Source organism: Thalassospira sp. SN3W (assembly GCF_038070535.1).
In the GTDB taxonomy this organism is placed as follows: domain Bacteria; phylum Pseudomonadota; class Alphaproteobacteria; order Rhodospirillales; family Thalassospiraceae; genus Thalassospira; species Thalassospira xiamenensis.
Map to the genome: position 1 here is coordinate 811,613 of NZ_CP121124.1, position 14,950 is coordinate 826,562.

Here is a 14,950-nt window from a genome sequence, read left to right on the forward strand (position 1 = left end):
TCAGGCATGAAGGGAGCAAAGCGGGATCGAGCCCCTAATTCTTCTTGCTCTCGTCAAGCCATGGCAACGCCTGAACATCAATGCCTTCATCGATCAGTTCGGCTGTTTCTTTAAGCGATGCCTCGCCATAAATGCCGCGCTTTTCGGTCTCGCCGTAATGGATTTTGCGGGCTTCCTCGGCGAACTTAGTGCCGACATGCTCGCAGTTTTCCTCGACCTGCTTGCGGATTTCGGCCATCGCCGTGCGGGTTGCTTCGGCCATGGCAACCTGGCGGGTCTTTTCGGCGGCCTCCTCTTTCTGGCGCGACGTCCGAAGACGCGGTGCCATCAACGCCTTTCCCACATTCGCCGTCCCACAAAACGGGCATGACAATTCACCGCTGGCAGCCTGGGTGTCATATGTGGCACCGTCTTTGAACCAGCCTTCAAATTCGTGATCATGTTCGCATTTAAGCTGAAAGAGGATCATGGTGTTGTTTTGTTCAAGCAAACCGTAACAATTGCAAGGTGTTTTGATATCAATGATATAGCGACACCCTGCCCGAAACGCCAGTTTCAGGCGGCTCCTTCAATAACCAAGATTTATGAAAATGTCATCATTAATGCCATCGGACTGGGTTACCCGTCATTCCCCACCCTGCCCCGCGACCGGTGGAACGGCCCTTGATCTTGCCTGTGGCAAGGGTCGTCACAGTTTCTGGCTGGCGGATCAGGGATGGCAGGTCACAGCCCTTGATCGCGATCTGTCGGATACGGGAACCGGTGAAAAAACCGGAATTGAGTGGATCGAAGCAAATCTTGAATCTGGTCCCTGGCCGCTTGGGGACCGGCAATTTGATCTGGTGGTGGTCGTAAATTACCTGCACCGACCGCTATTTGAAAATCTTCGCGATGCAATCAAATCCGGTGGCACTTTGCTTTATGAAACCTTCATGATCGGCAACGAAGCGTTCGGCCGCCCCCGATCACCAGAATTCCTTCTGCACCCTGGCGAACTGCCAAACGCCTTTTCCGGCTGGAAAATCAACGCATTCGAACAGGGCCCTCAATACAAACCATCCGCAGCCGTTCCCTTCGCTGTGAAACAATTCCAGTCGGCCTGCAAACCATAGGCAAAGCAGACCGCAACAATTCCGTAACACACTGGAATAAAAATAAAAATAAACACAAGTGTCATAATTCAAACGGCGTGTTTCTGGCATCTTCCTCGGCGCTAGTTTTAGCATTTGGCAGAGAGAGAAAACCATGACCGAACAATTTGAAATCGTCGAGGATCGCGATGACATTCCGTCGAACCCGACAAACAATCCCCGTGTAGCCGACCTGATCAATGCCCGCCTTTCCCGCCGTGGCTTTTTCAAGGGGCTGATGGCAACGTCGGCCGTCGCCGGTGCAGGTATCGCCACCTCGGGCATGGCCCGTGCGCAAGACGCATCGACCCTGACCTTCAAATCGATCCCGCAGAAAATCACCGAAACCCATGCGGTAGCCGACGGTTACGATGCCGACGTCCTGATTCGCTGGGGCGACAAGGTTGCTGCCGATGCCCCGGCATTTGTGCCAGGTGCCGTCGATGCCACCGCCCAGAACAAGCAGTTCGGCTATAACTGCGACTATATCGGCTATATGCCGCTGCCGGTCGGCTCGGATAATTCCGAACACGGCCTTCTGTGTGTCAGCCATGAATACACCAACGCGGAAATGATGTGGCCGGGGCTCAAGGATGCCATGGGCGCATCACAGGAACAGGCCCTGCACGAAATTGCCGCCCACGGCCATTCCATCGTCGAAGTCAAAAAGACCAATGGCAAATGGCAGGTCATTGACGGCTCAAACTATGCGCGCCGCATTTCGGCCCTTGATACCGACATGGTCATCACCGGCCCGGCAGCAGGCCATGACCGCCTGAAAACCAGTTCTGACCCGACCGGCACGCGCGTCATCGGCACGCTGAACAACTGTGCAGGCGGCAAAACCCCGTGGGGCACCATCCTGATCGCCGAAGAAAACTTCAACGGCTATTTCGGGGGCGACATCGCCAAAACCAGCGAAGAACGCAACTACAAGCGCCTCGGCATCGAGCCGGACAGCTGGTATTCATGGGTCAAATATTTCGACCGTTTCAATGTCGAAAAAGAACCGAACGAACCGAACAAGTTCGGCTGGATGGTCGAAATCGATCCCTACGATCCGACATCAATGCCCAAAAAACGCACCGCCCTTGGCCGCTTCAAACACGAAGGCGCAACCGTCATCGTCAACAAGGATAACTCGGTTGTTGCCTATTCCGGCGACGATCAGCGTTTCGACTATCTTTATAAATTCGTCGCGTCGAAAAAATACAATCCGAACGACCGCGCAGCTAACATGGACATCCTCGAAGACGGCACGCTTTATGTCGCCAAATTCAATGAGGACGGCACAGTAAACTGGATGCCGTTGGTCCATGGTGATGGCCCGCTGACCACCGAAAACGATTTCCATAGCAAGGCCGACGTTCTGATTGAAACCCGTCGCGCCGCCGACCTTTTGGGTGCGACCCAGATGGACCGCCCCGAAGACGTCGAACCGAACCCGGTCAACGGCAAGGTTTACGTTATGCTTACCAACAACTCGAAGCGCAAGGAGCCGAACATCGTCAACCCGCGCGCCTCGAACATCCATGGCCATGTTCTTGAGCTCACCCCTCCGGGCGGCATGGGCAAGGATGCCGATCACACCGCAGATACCTTCAAGTGGGACATCTTCCTGCTTGGTGGTAACCCGGCGAATGCCGATGACCGTGCAGTTTACCATCCAGGGGCTGAAAGCTGGGTATCCTGCCCGGATAACCTTGCGATTGACCATAAAGGCCGCCTGTGGATTTCGACCGATGGTGCGCCGAACTCGGATATTCCAGATGGCATGCATGCCGCAGACGTTGAAGGTGCCGGTCGTGCACTGACCAAATTCTTCTTTGCCTGCCCGGAAGGTGCCGAAATGTGCGGCCCGGAATTCACCCCGGACGGAACGACCCTGTTTGTCGCGGTTCAGCACCCGGCAGATGGTTCGACATATGACGCACCCAGCACCCGCTGGCCGGACTTCAAGGACGGCGTTCCGGCACGTCCGTCAGTAGTTGCGATCACCAAGCAGGGCGGCGGCGAAATCGCAAGCTAAGGCCACGAAACACACCTGATGGACCACACGCTGGTCCTGAAGAAAATGGCGGCGGGCAAGGATGTATTTCCGGTCCGCCGTCCTTGTTTTACCTGCTATGTCGGTTCATTCGCACATCGGAATATTGGTCAAATTGTTCAAGGCTTTAGTTTGGAATAAATCCAGTTCTTGAAGATTCGAGCCCCAAAATACATTCACCCGAACATTGTAACCTATCAATCACATTAGCTTCACCAAACCGCCCCTTATCGATCTTAAAATGAGAACCATTCGCTGCATGGCAGAGTGCAGCCGAATATTCCGTTCGATAAGGGAGAACATCGAAATGAAACGCCTTCTTGTCGCTTCCGCACTGGCTGGTGCCATGTGTGCGAACGTTGCTGTTGCCGCTGACATGCTGCCGCAGGCCAATGATCCTTATTTCGTCGCTGCCCAGCAGACCCTGCAGCAGAAACTGCAACAGCAGGCCAACACCAACCGCGCCAAGAACATCATCCTGTTCGTTGGCGACGGCATGAGCATCCCGACCGTTACCGCAGCCCGCATCTATGAAGGCCAGAAGCGCGGTGTGGACGGCGAAAGCAACAGCCTCGCCTTCGGCCAGTTCCCGAACGTTGCCCTTGCCAAAACCTATACCCACGACGGACAGATCGCAGACTCGGCTCCGACCGCATCGGCGATGATGGCTGGCGTCAAAATGAATAACGGCACCATCGGCGTCAGCTCGGACGTTGTCCGTGGCGATTGCAAGGCACAGCTTGCCCATCCGGTCAAAAGCCTTGCGGCCCAGGCCGAAGAACAGGGCATGTCGACCGGCGTGATTTCCACCGCTCGTCTGACCCATGCGACCCCGGCAGCAACCTATGTTCATACCTCTGATCGTAACTGGGAAAGCGACAGCGACCTCTCTGACGCTGCCAAAGCGGATGGTTGCAAAGACATCGCAGCCCAGCTGATTGAATGGTCGGCGGGCGACGGGCTGGAAGTTGCCTTTGGTGGCGGTCGCCGCATGTTCATGGACAAAACCATGGAAGACCCGGAAGACAAGGGCAAGATGGGCCAGCGTTCCGACGGTCGCGATCTGACCACGGAATGGGTTGATGCCAAGGGTAAAGGCGCGTCCTACATCTGGAACAAAGAACAGTTTGATGCGATCGACGTTGCATCGACAAAGCATGTTCTGGGTCTGTTTGACCGCTCGCACATGGAATATGAAGCCGACCGCGCCAAAGATGCGGCTGGCGAACCGAGCCTGGCCGAAATGACTGGCAAGGCAATCGATATTCTGTCGAAAAATGACAAGGGTTACTTCCTGATGGTTGAAGCCGGTCGTATCGACCATGCCCATCACGAAGGCAATGCGGCCCGCGCGCTTGAAGACACCGTCGCACTGAACGACGCGGTCAAGGAAGCCATGGGCAAGGTCAATCTTGACGATACCCTGATCATCGTCACGGCCGATCACTCGCACACCATGACCATTTCCGGCTATTCCAGCCGCGGCAATCCGATCCTTGGCGTTTCCGAGGAAAAGGGCGACGACGGCAAACCTTACACTACCCTTGGCTACATGAACGGCCCGGGTGCGCTTAAGGACGAAGTCCGTGCCGACCTGACCAATGTCGACACCACCGACATTGACTTCCTTCAGCAGGCACTGGTCCCGATGAGCAGCGAAACCCATGCTGGCGATGATGTTGCCATCTTTGCCAACGGCCCGTGGTCGCACCTGTTCAGCGGTGTCGTTGAACAGAACTTCATCTATCACGTCATGTCCTATGCCTCGAAAATCGAAGACCGCATGGCTTCGAAATAAGGCTTGCGTCTGATACCGCCGACCGCAGCAAACTGCGGTCGGCATTTTCTTTGATGGAGATTTCCATGATCGTCGGACGCCGCACATTCATTGCAGGTGCAGCCGCCACCGCCGGGATGCTGATCGCCCCGCCGGCCTTTGCACGCGACCGGATCAAAATTCCCGATATTTACAAAACCCAGAACGAATTTTCCGTTCAGGCCAAGACATTCGCCAAAGATAAAAGTCGCATCGAAATTACCGGCTTCATGGCTCCGCCACTTAAGGCGGAGGCATCCTTTTTCGTACTGACCCGTCGCCCGATGTCAGTTTGCCCGTTCTGCGAAACATCCGCCGACTGGCCGGTCGATATTGTCTTTGTCAGAACCCGCGAAAGGGTCGACGCCGTCGCCTTTAACCGCATGATCGTCACGAGCGGCATTCTCGAGCTCGGCGAAGCCAAAGATGAGGAAACCGGATTTGTCAGCCTTGTCCGACTTGTCGATGCAGAGTTCGAAGTCCTCTAAGCCCGGCGCAGATCAAAGCGCGTCGGACCTGTTGCGGATTTCAGATCTTGAACTGCGCTATCATCGCAATACAGCCCCGGTCATCAGCCTGCCATCCCTTGCCATCCATCAGGGCGAGGTCGTCGGCATTTCCGGCCCGTCGGGGTCGGGGAAGTCCAGCCTGCTTTATCTGATCAGCGGCCTTTTGCGTCCGACAGGCGGCAATATCATCTGGAACGGAACCGATATCACCAGCCTGTCAGAAGGCGCATCTGATCGCTGGCGCCGCCAATCGATCGGTTTTGTCTTTCAGGATTTCCACCTGATCGATGAAGTCAGCCCGCTTGAAAATGTTCTGATCCCGGCAAGCTTTGCCGGATGGCGCATTCCACCAGAAACCCGTAAACGCGCCTATGATCTTCTTGATCAGGTCGGCGTTCCGATGGCGCGTAAAAGCACATCGGACCTGTCGCGCGGCGAACAGCAACGCGTGGCGATTGCACGTGCCCTTCTGTTCGATCCACCGATCATCCTTGCCGATGAACCAACCGCAAGCTTGGATGACGCAGCAAGCCAGATCGCAACTGACATTCTGTTTTCGCTTGCCGGATCAAACCGCACCCTGATCACCGTCAGCCACGACCGCGACGTGATTGATCGCTGCGCGCGCATCCTGAAATTCGACAAGGGCCATCTTGTGGATGATGCGACCACCAACCGGGCGGAGGGCGCATGAACCCGTTTCCCATCGTCATTGCAAGCCTGCGCCGCCACTGGATCATGAATATTCTGTTCGTGCTGCTGATCGCGGTTGCGGTTGCCATTGGTGTCGGCATTACCGCACAGGAACGTGCACTGCGCCAAGGTAGCGCCAAGGCCGCCGACAAATTCGACATCCTTATCGCCGCCCCCGGCAGCCAGACCGAAATCGTCATGAACACGATTTTCCTGCGCCATAGCGCGATCAATCTACTCGATGGTCAACACTGGGCCAGCTTGATGACCGACCCGCGGGTTGAAATCGCCGCCCCGCTTGCCTTTGGCGATAGCTGGCAGGATTACAGCATTGTCGGATCGACCCCGCAATTCGTGGCCTATCTGTCGGACGGACTGGCAAGCGGCCATATATTTGAAAACATCGAACAGGCCGTTATCGGTGCTGCCGTCCCACTTGAAATAGGCGATGAATTCGAGCCCAGCCACGGTCATGGTGCCGAAGCCGAGCTTGAACATCATCACGGCGTTCATCTACAAGTCGTCGGCAAGATGAAGCCCACCGGAACCCCGTGGGATAGTGCGATCATCGTTGCCGTCGAGCAGGTCTGGGATATCCATGCCCTGCCAACCGGCCATGATGAAGACGAAGATCACGACCATAGCGGTGCCGCAGAAGAACATCATGACGAACATGAAGATCATGATCATGACGAAGCAGCGGAACATCACGACGAGGATCACGAGCACGAACACGAACACGAACATCAGGTGATGGACCATATCGGCCCGCCCTTTGATGCCGATGCCCTGCCCGGTGTTCCGGCACTGGTTGTCCGCCCCAAAAGCGTCGCAGCCGCCTATACGCTGCGTGCCGATTACCGGACAGACCACAGCACCGCCTTCTTCCCGGCCGAGGTTCTGGTGGAAATGTATCGCCTGCTGGGCAATGCCGGTTCGGTGATGCGTGCCATGGCACTGGGATCACAGGGACTGGTCGTTGCCGCCATTCTGGCCGCGATCCTGGCCCTGATGCAGCTTTATCGCAAACAATTCGCTGTCCTGCGCGCTCTTGGCGCACCGCGCAGCTATGTGTTTGGCGCGATCTGGTCCTATGTCTCGATCCTTGTCGTGATCGGTGCCATTGCCGGTCTTGGACTTGGCTGGTTTGTTGCCCAATCGGTTTCTACCGTCTTTACGGCCGAAACCGGTATGGCGTTACAGGCAACAATTTCAGGCTCAGAACTATCGCTTGCCGGTGGCTTTGTCCTGATTGGTCTGATCCTTGCCACGGTTCCGGCCTTCCTGCTTTATCGGCGACCAGTCGTCGAGGCCTTGCGCAACTCATAAAAAACGCCCCCGACAGACCAAATCTGCCGGGGGCGTTTCATCCTGAGGTCACCTTACTTCACCGGGGCTGTCCCGTCATAGGTGCCGTCATTATCGCTGATCGCCTTCCAGCTTTTATCCGACGCGTCCTTGGCTTCAAGCGACGTCCAATTACCTTCGGACTTGTTGATATTCCCACTGATATCGCTGGCCCAGAAACCAACCACCGTCGGCGTGATGTTCAAATAAAGCGCCCCGTCGACAATCCGCCAAAGGTTCGGGTTTGCCGGAACCTTGCCCCCCTGTGCGATGCCATAGGCACAATGCCCGTCATATTTCGGCGCATATTTTGCTGGATTGGCAACGAACATTTCGCGATGCTCCTCGGATGCAAACGCCCATGTCGCACCATTGTAATTGGCGGTAATATCGGCACGACCCGGCACCGCACGTGGCTGTGCCCCGCCCGGCTCCGCCTGTTTCAGATCGAAATAGGCCACCGGATCATACCCGCTGATCGCAAAGCCGGTTTCATCAACATATTGCTCCCCGGCAAAAGCCGCCCCTGACGCCGCTACCATCACGCACGAGGCCAGTAAAATACGCTTAAGCATGACCATAAAACTCCGTTTGCCGTCTTGATGATCACAGACTGCAAAAAGCGCCCCCAAAGGTAAAATGACGTTGCGACACTGTTTCGTGAAGCCGCGTGACCAATGGCGTCCAAAATCGAGCTGATCACGAATTTTCCTATTGACCTCAACTTAAGTTAAGGAATTACACAGAAAACAGTTGAGAGAAAAACATAAAGGAGATCACCATGAGTGATGCATTTTTGGAACATGTGAATTTCACCGTCGCTGATCCGGCCAAAACGGCTGCACAATTATGCGACTGGTTTGGCTGGCATGTGCGCTGGAACGGTCCGGCAAAGGATAACGGCATCAGCTATCATGTCGGCAGTGATACAAGCTATGTCGCCGTCTATTCCGGCGGAACACCGGTAAGTTCGGACGAAAATTCCTATCGCACGCTGGGTGGGATGAACCATGTCGCCATTGTGGTTGACGACCTTGATGCCACCGAAAAGAAAATCCTCGCCAGCGGCCTTAAAACCCACAATCACGCAGATTACGAGCCCGGCCGCCGGTTCTATTTCCACGATGAAAACGGCATTGAGTTCGAGGTGGTCAGCTATAACTGACCACCTGCCAGACGGCGATTAAATCAGCACGGTTTATACGCCCGGTCATTATGAAGCGACGGCACCATCCGCCGAATGTCTTCGACCCGGTCCAGATCGATCTCGGCGGTAACAAAGCCGGGATCGGTCCCCGCATCGGCAAGAACCTCGCCCCACGGATCGATAATAAGCGAATGGCCGAATGTCTGCCGGTTGCCCGGATGATCACCACACTGTGCGGCTGCAATCACATAACAACCATTTTCAATCGCGCGTGACCGCAACAGATTGTGCCAGTGCGCCTGCCCGGTCGTGCGCGTAAACGCCGCCGGGATCGACAGAATCTTTGCCCCCGCCTTGGCATAATCACGGAAAAGCTGCGGGAACCGGACGTCATAGCAAATCGCGATGCCGATATCGCCGATATTGGTTTTGGCAAGCCGTGCCTGATCGCTGGGGCAGAATGTTTTACTTTCGCGGTAACTTTCCCCATTCGCCAGATCGACATCAAACATATGGATCTTGTCATAGGATGTGATCACCGCCCCGTCCGGGCCGATCACAAAGCAGCGATTGGCAACCCGGTCTTCGCCCGGCACCTTCACATGCAATGACCCGACAATCAGGGTCGATTTCAGTTCTTCGGCCAGATTGCAGAAAAATGTCAGGGCCGGATGATCGGCCTCGTCAAAGGCGGCTGTCCGCACCTTTTCCCCGCCAAACGACATCATCGAAACATTTTCCGGAAACGCAATAAGCGTCGCCCCCGCCGCATGGGCATCGCGCGCGTAAGTCGCGGCACGTGCAAGGTTGTCGCTCATATTGTCACGCGCATTCACCTGGACACAGGCAGCAATGAAACGGGCCATGACATCGTCTCCTTGTCGTTGTTCTGCGATAATCATGGAACGCGATCGGACCACGAACAATACACAATTGGGCTATCGCGCCACCAAAACAGTGTTTTAATCTGAGCGCACAACCACAGAGTCATTTTTTTGTCGATTTGATCTTCCAATGGTTAAATTTAGTGTATACAGTATTCCACATGCGAAAGAAGGATTGAAGATGGAACCGCTTTCCGGTCGTAAAAGTCTGACTGACGAAGTGCATGATCGCTTGGTCGATGCCTTGTGTTCCGGTGCTCTCCCTCCCGGAACGCCTTTGCGTCAGGAAGCCTTGGCCGAGGAGCTCAATGTTTCGCGGCAGCCAGTGTTGCAAGCTCTGGGGTTGCTGCGTCGTGATGGACTGGTGGTACCGATGGGACGGCGCGGATACCGCGTTGCGCCGGTCGATGCCAAACTGGTCGAGCACGTTTATGACTTGCGCGAAGCGTTTGACGGGCTTGCCGCCCGTCTGGCGTCAAAATCCCCGGAAGACGAACGGAAATCGGCCCTGCGGGCTGCCATCCAACAGGGACACCACGCCCTGGACAGCAATACCACCGCAGACCTTGTTGCAGCCGACGTCGCGTTTCATCAAACGATCTATCGCCTGTCGGGCAACCCCCTGTTGCCCGAGGCATCAGCCGCAATCTGGTTGCAGGTCCGGCGTGTCATGCACGCCGACCTGCAAACCGGAACCGGTCGGGACCCAGTCTGGACCGAACATCAAGCCATCGCCGACGCGATCTGCGTCGGCGATGGCGCGGCGGCCCAACAATTGGCAATTGCACATACACGCAATGCCGCAAACCGCCTGATCACGCACATGAAAGAAACTGCAAAGAAAAACAATTGAATCGCCTGGCGCATAAACCGCCCGAACCGGGCACAAGGTCGCACAACAAAAACCAAAATCTTGCGACACGGAGGAACGTCATGAAACTCAATGAAGCGGCACTTGCCGAATTTCGCGAACAGGGCTTTGTCTTTCTACCGGAACTTTTCTCTCGCGAAGAAGCCGCCCTTCTGCTGTCCGAAGCCCGCAAGATTTATGCATCCGATCGCGAAGAAGTCTGGCGCGAAACATCCGGTGTTGCCCGCACGGCCTTCGCCGCCCACACCTATAACGAAGCCCATCGCCGCCTTGGTGCTCATCCCCGCCTGATCGAACCTGTGGAACAGTTCCTTGATGAACAGGTTTACATGCATCAATACAAAATCAACGCCAAGGCTGCCTTTGATGGCGCCGTCTGGCAATGGCATCAGGATTACGGCACCTGGCAGCGCGACGATGAAATGCCCGAACCGCGCGCGTTCAACATCGCCCTGTTCCTCGAAGACGTCACTCCGGCAAACGGCCCGTTGCTATTCATCCCCAAAAGCCACAAGGCCGGCGTACTCAAAGCCGGTCACGATCTTGAAACCACTTCCTATCCGCTTTGGACCCTGGATCGAGAAACCGTGACAAAGCTTGCTGCCGAAGGCGGCTGTGAAGCCCCGATTGGGCCTGCCGGATCGGTTGTGATGTTCCACGGCAACCTTGTTCATGCAAGCCCGCCCAATATCAGCCCGTTTGACCGCACCATTGTTTATCTTAGCCTGTGCGCGGTTTCGAACCATATCCGGGCGTTTAATCGCAAACCGTGGATCGCGCATCGCGACTTCACCCCGATCACACCGCTTGCCGATGACTGCCTTGACGAACTGGTTGCCAAACAATCGTCCGCCAAAAGTTCTGCGGCCTGATCACCCGGCGACGGAGTATTTCAAATGAACCTTGATGCAAAGCTGCGCAAACGTGCCGCAGACGGCAATCCCGTTCGCGTCGGCATTATCGGTGCAGGCAAATTTGGCTCGATGTTTTTAAGTCAGGCCGGACACCATCCGGGCTATCACGTTCTCGGGGTCGCAGACCTGAGCGCGACCCGCGCCAAAGAGGCTCTCGACCGTGTTGGCTGGCCAAAGGAACGCTATCAAGCCACCGATCCGGACAATGCGCTTGAAAACGGCACCACCTGGATCACCGAGGATGCCGATGCCCTGATCGAAGCCAACGGCCTCGAAGTCATCATCGATGCCACCGGCAGCCCCGCAGCCGGTATCCGCTATGGTCTGAAGGCCATCGAATATGGCCGCCACCTTGTCATGGTCAATGTAGAGGCCGACGTTCTTGCTGGCCCCCTTCTGGCCCACAAAGCCGAACAGGCAGGCCTTGTCTATTCCATGGCCTATGGCGATCAGCCCGCCCTGATTTCGGAAATGGTTGATTGGGCGCGTGCCGTCGGCCTTGATGTCATCTGTGCGGGAAAAGGCACCAAATATCTGCCCGCCTATCACCATGTCACGCCTGATGATGTCTGGACCCATTATGGCCTGACACCGCAACAGGCAAAGGCGGGTGGGATGAACCCGCAGATTTTCAACAGCTTCCTTGACGGCACCAAATCCGCCATCGAAATGGCCGCTGTTGCCAATGCCTGTGATCTGGTGCCACAGGATATCGGCCTTCGCTTCCCGGCCTGCGGGGTCGATGATCTGCCACGTCTGCTCTCACCACGCGAAACCGGCGGATTGCTTGACCGCAAGGGCACGGTTGAAGTGGTTTCAAGCTTGGAACGTGATACCCGCCCGGTGTTTCGCGATCTGCGCTGGGGCGTTTATGTCACGTTTGAAGCCCCCAGTGACTATGTCAAACGCTGCTTCTCGGAATATGGTCTTCTGACCGATCCGACCGGGCAATATTCCGCGATGTATAAACCCTATCACCTGATCGGGCTGGAACTGGGCATTTCGGTCGCCTCTGCTGCCCTGCGTCACGAGGCCACCGGCGCACCGCGCGCATGGTCGGGCGACGCAGTTGCCTTTGCCAAACGCGACCTTCGCGTCGGTGAAAAGCTCGACGGGGAAGGCGGTTACACGGTCTATGGCAAACTGATGCCCGCCCGCATGTCAAAGGCCAAAAATGCCCTGCCCATCGGCCTTGCGCACCACCTGACACTCAACCGCAATGTCGCAATTGATCAGGTCGTGACATGGGACGATGTCGATTTCGACCCTACCGATCCCGCCATCCGCTTCCGCAAGGAAATGGAAGATACCTTTGGCTAACGAACTCTCTCTGTCGCATCACCAAAACGAAAACCCCGGCCACATGGACCGGGGTTTTCAATGTGCAGGGCGATGCCCCAATCAGGCCGACAGCTTGCTGTCCAGGCCGCCCTTGGCGTTCAGCGCCATCAACTCGTCGCAACCGCCAATATGTTCGTCATTGATGAAAATCTGCGGCACGGTGTGTTTGCCATTCGCACGATCCATCATTTCCTTTTTGCGACGCGGTTCCATCATCACATCGATCAATTCGTATTTGGCACCCTTTTCTTCCAGAAGCTTGCGGGCACGCTTGCAATAGGGGCACCATTCGGTGGCATAAACTTCGACTTTTGCCATCTGGTCATGTTCCTTTTTCATTGGGTCGTTATCGGTGCTATGGCGCATATTTTCACGGCCTTGCACCAGAATACGACCGGCAATCCGTCCTTTATGGGCGTTCTATAACAGATATTTTGCGACGCGTCATCGGACCACCCGTGCAACTGTGATCACATCGACGTGCATGGCTCCGGCGCGCTTTAAAATCCGCGCGCATGCATTGGCCGTCGCCCCGGTGGTCAGCACATCATCAATCAAAACCACGCGCGCCCCCGAAAGCCCGATCCGCTTTGCGATCCCGTCATCGACGCCGAACACACCGCCGACTTCGCGCTTACGCGACGACGGCCCCAAACCGCCCAGACTGCGCGTTTTTCGCAACCGCCGCAGCACCGTGCCATGCCATCCAATGCCGATCTGGCGCGACAGACTGGCAGCCAACAACCCAGACTGATTATATCGCCGCATCAAAAGCCGGGTACGATGCAACGGCACCGGAAGAATGATATCCGCATCTGCCCAGAAATCCCGCCCGGCCTGCACCAGCCAGCGACTTAAAAGCGGCGTCAGATCGGTGCGATCCCCGTGCTTGAACCGTAAAAGGTAATCACGACTGGCGTCGTCATAAACCAGTGCCGCACGGGCCCGATCAAACGCAGGCTTTTTACGTAAACATTCGCCGCACAGGATGCCATCGCCCGCATTGTCGTCAGCGGCAAGCTCGAACGGATAGCCGCAACACGCGCACAGTGGTTCGGAAATAAACCGAAGCCCGATCCAGCAATCAGCACAGACCGCATGCACCGTATCGGTAACCGCACCGCATCCACCACAACGCGGCGGCAAAACGGTACGCAAACCGATCTGCATGACATTGCCGACAATACGGCCAATCTCTGCCGGTAAAATCCCCACTCGATCTTCCCTGCCTATGCATCGTCATCGATCACAAAACACCCGATCCTATCACGCAAGATGATTGAAACGATGCGCTAATTGATACGCTTATCCGCACGCAGACGATCCACCGCCAGGTCAATAAAGGCGCGCACCTTGGCCGGTGCATGGCGGCCTTCGGGATGGACGATATGAATGGGGATCGCTTCGGGCTCATAATCGCGTAAAACGACTTCAAGCGATCCTGCCTCAATCGACGGCATCGCCTGATAAGACAACAGGCGCACCAGCCCCCATCCGCCAATCGCCGCCTTGCGCGCTGCTTCGATCGAATTGGTTTGTAATCGCGACGTCACTGAAAGGCTGGTTTTCAGATCCCCACCAAACTGCCACTCTAGCGGCGTAGACGAACCGGTAAAGGCAATGACATTATGCGTCCCGATATCTGTTGGCAGCTTTGGCCTGCCGTGGCGCGCGAAATAGTCGGGCGATCCGCAAATGATACGCCGCACCATGCCGACCTTTATCGCGCTCATTGATGAGTCGGCCATATTTCCGATCCGAAGGGCAAGATCGATGCCTTCCTCGACAATATTGACGATCCGATCAAACAACAGCACCCGGCCACGCATCTCCGGATACAGATCCAGAAACTCGGTCATCACCGGAAACACATACATCTGACCGAACAGTACCGGAGCCGTGATGGTCAACGTCCCGCTGGGTCGGGCATAGGCTCCGCCTGCGGCAGCTTCAGCTTCTTCCAAATCGCCAAGCAACCGTTTGCAATCGTTATAATATTGTGTCCCCGGTTCGGTCAGGGAGACAGACCGTGTTGTCCGGGTCAAAAGCCGTGCGCCGGTGATATCCTCAAGGAAGGCCACCGCACGTGTAACCGCTGGCGGGCTTGATCCCAACTCCCGTGCCGCAGCGGCAAAGCTTTGCGCTTCGACAACGCGCACAAAAATCCTCATCGCCTGAAATCGGTCCATGGTGCTTTTCCTGCTCCGCCAACACACAATTCCACTTTATGGAATAATGAATTCCACGAAAA

General features: G+C 56.0%; 16 protein-coding genes. 10 read left to right on the top strand and 6 right to left on the bottom strand.

From position 1 onward, the window contains the following. Positions 1–34: 34 nt before the first annotated feature. Positions 35–469, bottom strand: a complete 435-nt coding sequence (locus P8T57_RS03525; RefSeq protein ID WP_037991038.1) for a DUF1178 family protein — start codon at positions 467–469, stop codon at positions 35–37. A 121-nt stretch (positions 470–590) separates the two neighbouring features. Here P8T57_RS03525 and P8T57_RS03530 point away from each other — a divergent pair, with 121 nt between their 5' ends. From P8T57_RS03530 to P8T57_RS03555, 6 genes are all read left to right on the top strand, one after another. After that, positions 591–1,112 carry a class I SAM-dependent methyltransferase gene (locus tag P8T57_RS03530; RefSeq protein ID WP_341364602.1) on the top strand — a complete coding sequence of 174 codons (522 nt, stop codon included), beginning with the start codon at positions 591–593 and terminating at the stop codon, positions 1,110–1,112. Positions 1,113–1,245: 133 nt separating this feature from the next. Then, positions 1,246–3,159 carry a PhoX family phosphatase gene (locus tag P8T57_RS03535; RefSeq protein ID WP_341364603.1) on the top strand — a complete coding sequence of 638 codons (1,914 nt, stop codon included), beginning with the start codon at positions 1,246–1,248 and terminating at the stop codon, positions 3,157–3,159. Positions 3,160–3,484: 325 nt separating this feature from the next. Next, positions 3,485–4,975: an alkaline phosphatase gene (locus P8T57_RS03540; protein ID WP_114094829.1), complete on the top strand. Its 1,491-nt coding sequence runs from the start codon at positions 3,485–3,487 to the stop codon at positions 4,973–4,975. Positions 4,976–5,040: 65 nt separating this feature from the next. Further along, entirely contained in the window at positions 5,041–5,481 is a 441-nt protein-coding gene (locus P8T57_RS03545) for a hypothetical protein (RefSeq protein ID WP_063094872.1), read from the top strand. Next, positions 5,459–6,196, top strand: coding sequence for an ATP-binding cassette domain-containing protein (locus tag P8T57_RS03550; RefSeq protein WP_341364604.1), 738 nt, complete (start codon positions 5,459–5,461; stop codon positions 6,194–6,196). The genes P8T57_RS03545 and P8T57_RS03550 overlap by 23 nt, the downstream gene beginning before the upstream one ends. Next, positions 6,193–7,524, top strand: a complete 1,332-nt coding sequence (locus tag P8T57_RS03555) for an ABC transporter permease (protein ID WP_341364605.1) — start codon at positions 6,193–6,195, stop codon at positions 7,522–7,524. Before P8T57_RS03550 ends, P8T57_RS03555 begins: the two co-directional genes overlap by 4 nt. 53 nt (positions 7,525–7,577) lie before the next feature. Here P8T57_RS03555 and P8T57_RS03560 read toward each other — a convergent pair whose 3' ends face one another. Next, on the bottom strand, positions 7,578–8,117 hold the full coding sequence (locus tag P8T57_RS03560) for a YHS domain-containing (seleno)protein (RefSeq protein ID WP_341364606.1): 540 nt from the start codon (positions 8,115–8,117) through the stop codon (positions 7,578–7,580). A 206-nt stretch (positions 8,118–8,323) separates the two neighbouring features. On the opposite strand from P8T57_RS03560, the gene P8T57_RS03565 reads away from it, so the two are divergent. Further along, on the top strand, positions 8,324–8,707 hold the full coding sequence (locus P8T57_RS03565; RefSeq protein WP_341364607.1) for a VOC family protein: 384 nt from the start codon (positions 8,324–8,326) through the stop codon (positions 8,705–8,707). Positions 8,708–8,730: 23 nt separating this feature from the next. Here the strand turns inward: P8T57_RS03565 and P8T57_RS03570 are convergent, their stop codons facing one another. Next, entirely contained in the window at positions 8,731–9,555 is an 825-nt protein-coding gene (locus P8T57_RS03570) for a carbon-nitrogen hydrolase family protein (protein WP_341364608.1), read from the bottom strand. 199 nt (positions 9,556–9,754) lie between these two features. Here P8T57_RS03570 and P8T57_RS03575 point away from each other — a divergent pair, with 199 nt between their 5' ends. The 3 genes from P8T57_RS03575 (at position 9,755) to P8T57_RS03585 (ending at position 12,678) form a co-directional block, all read left to right on the top strand. Continuing rightward, positions 9,755–10,426, top strand: a complete 672-nt coding sequence (locus P8T57_RS03575) for a GntR family transcriptional regulator (protein ID WP_341364609.1) — start codon at positions 9,755–9,757, stop codon at positions 10,424–10,426. 80 nt (positions 10,427–10,506) lie between these two features. After that, positions 10,507–11,316, top strand: a complete 810-nt coding sequence (locus P8T57_RS03580) for a phytanoyl-CoA dioxygenase family protein (RefSeq protein ID WP_037991033.1) — start codon at positions 10,507–10,509, stop codon at positions 11,314–11,316. Between the two features lie 24 nt (positions 11,317–11,340). Next, the gene (locus P8T57_RS03585) at positions 11,341–12,678 is read left to right on the top strand and encodes an SAF domain-containing protein (RefSeq protein ID WP_341364610.1); all 1,338 of its coding nucleotides are present in this window, start codon (positions 11,341–11,343) and stop codon (positions 12,676–12,678) included. Positions 12,679–12,759: 81 nt separating this feature from the next. Here P8T57_RS03585 and grxC read toward each other — a convergent pair whose 3' ends face one another. The 3 genes from grxC to P8T57_RS03600 form a co-directional block, all read right to left on the bottom strand. Next, positions 12,760–13,017: a glutaredoxin 3 gene (gene grxC / locus P8T57_RS03590; RefSeq protein WP_037991032.1), complete on the bottom strand. Its 258-nt coding sequence runs from the start codon at positions 13,015–13,017 to the stop codon at positions 12,760–12,762. Positions 13,018–13,143: 126 nt separating this feature from the next. After that, the gene (locus P8T57_RS03595; protein ID WP_341364611.1) at positions 13,144–13,914 is read right to left on the bottom strand and encodes a ComF family protein; all 771 of its coding nucleotides are present in this window, start codon (positions 13,912–13,914) and stop codon (positions 13,144–13,146) included. Between the two features lie 77 nt (positions 13,915–13,991). Next, positions 13,992–14,888, bottom strand: a complete 897-nt coding sequence (locus P8T57_RS03600; protein ID WP_341364612.1) for a LysR family transcriptional regulator — start codon at positions 14,886–14,888, stop codon at positions 13,992–13,994. Positions 14,889–14,950 lie beyond the last annotated feature (62 nt).

Excerpts from the sequence above, each read along its gene's own strand:
- P8T57_RS03525 (WP_037991038.1), bottom strand. The coding sequence starts at position 469 with ATGATCCTCTTTCAGCTTAAATGCGAACATGATCACGAATTTGAAGGC.
- P8T57_RS03530 (WP_341364602.1), top strand. The coding sequence starts at position 591 with ATGTCATCATTAATGCCATCGGACTGGGTTACCCGTCATTCCCCACCC.
- P8T57_RS03535 (WP_341364603.1), top strand. The coding sequence starts at position 1,246 with ATGACCGAACAATTTGAAATCGTCGAGGATCGCGATGACATTCCGTCG.
- P8T57_RS03540 (WP_114094829.1), top strand. The coding sequence starts at position 3,485 with ATGAAACGCCTTCTTGTCGCTTCCGCACTGGCTGGTGCCATGTGTGCG.
- P8T57_RS03545 (WP_063094872.1), top strand. The coding sequence starts at position 5,041 with ATGATCGTCGGACGCCGCACATTCATTGCAGGTGCAGCCGCCACCGCC.
- P8T57_RS03550 (WP_341364604.1), top strand. The coding sequence starts at position 5,459 with ATGCAGAGTTCGAAGTCCTCTAAGCCCGGCGCAGATCAAAGCGCGTCG.
- P8T57_RS03555 (WP_341364605.1), top strand. The coding sequence starts at position 6,193 with ATGAACCCGTTTCCCATCGTCATTGCAAGCCTGCGCCGCCACTGGATC.
- P8T57_RS03560 (WP_341364606.1), bottom strand. The coding sequence starts at position 8,117 with ATGCTTAAGCGTATTTTACTGGCCTCGTGCGTGATGGTAGCGGCGTCA.
- P8T57_RS03565 (WP_341364607.1), top strand. The coding sequence starts at position 8,324 with ATGAGTGATGCATTTTTGGAACATGTGAATTTCACCGTCGCTGATCCG.
- P8T57_RS03570 (WP_341364608.1), bottom strand. The coding sequence starts at position 9,555 with ATGGCCCGTTTCATTGCTGCCTGTGTCCAGGTGAATGCGCGTGACAAT.
- P8T57_RS03575 (WP_341364609.1), top strand. The coding sequence starts at position 9,755 with ATGGAACCGCTTTCCGGTCGTAAAAGTCTGACTGACGAAGTGCATGAT.
- P8T57_RS03580 (WP_037991033.1), top strand. The coding sequence starts at position 10,507 with ATGAAACTCAATGAAGCGGCACTTGCCGAATTTCGCGAACAGGGCTTT.
- P8T57_RS03585 (WP_341364610.1), top strand. The coding sequence starts at position 11,341 with ATGAACCTTGATGCAAAGCTGCGCAAACGTGCCGCAGACGGCAATCCC.
- grxC (WP_037991032.1), bottom strand. The coding sequence starts at position 13,017 with ATGGCAAAAGTCGAAGTTTATGCCACCGAATGGTGCCCCTATTGCAAG.
- P8T57_RS03600 (WP_341364612.1), bottom strand. The coding sequence starts at position 14,888 with ATGGACCGATTTCAGGCGATGAGGATTTTTGTGCGCGTTGTCGAAGCG.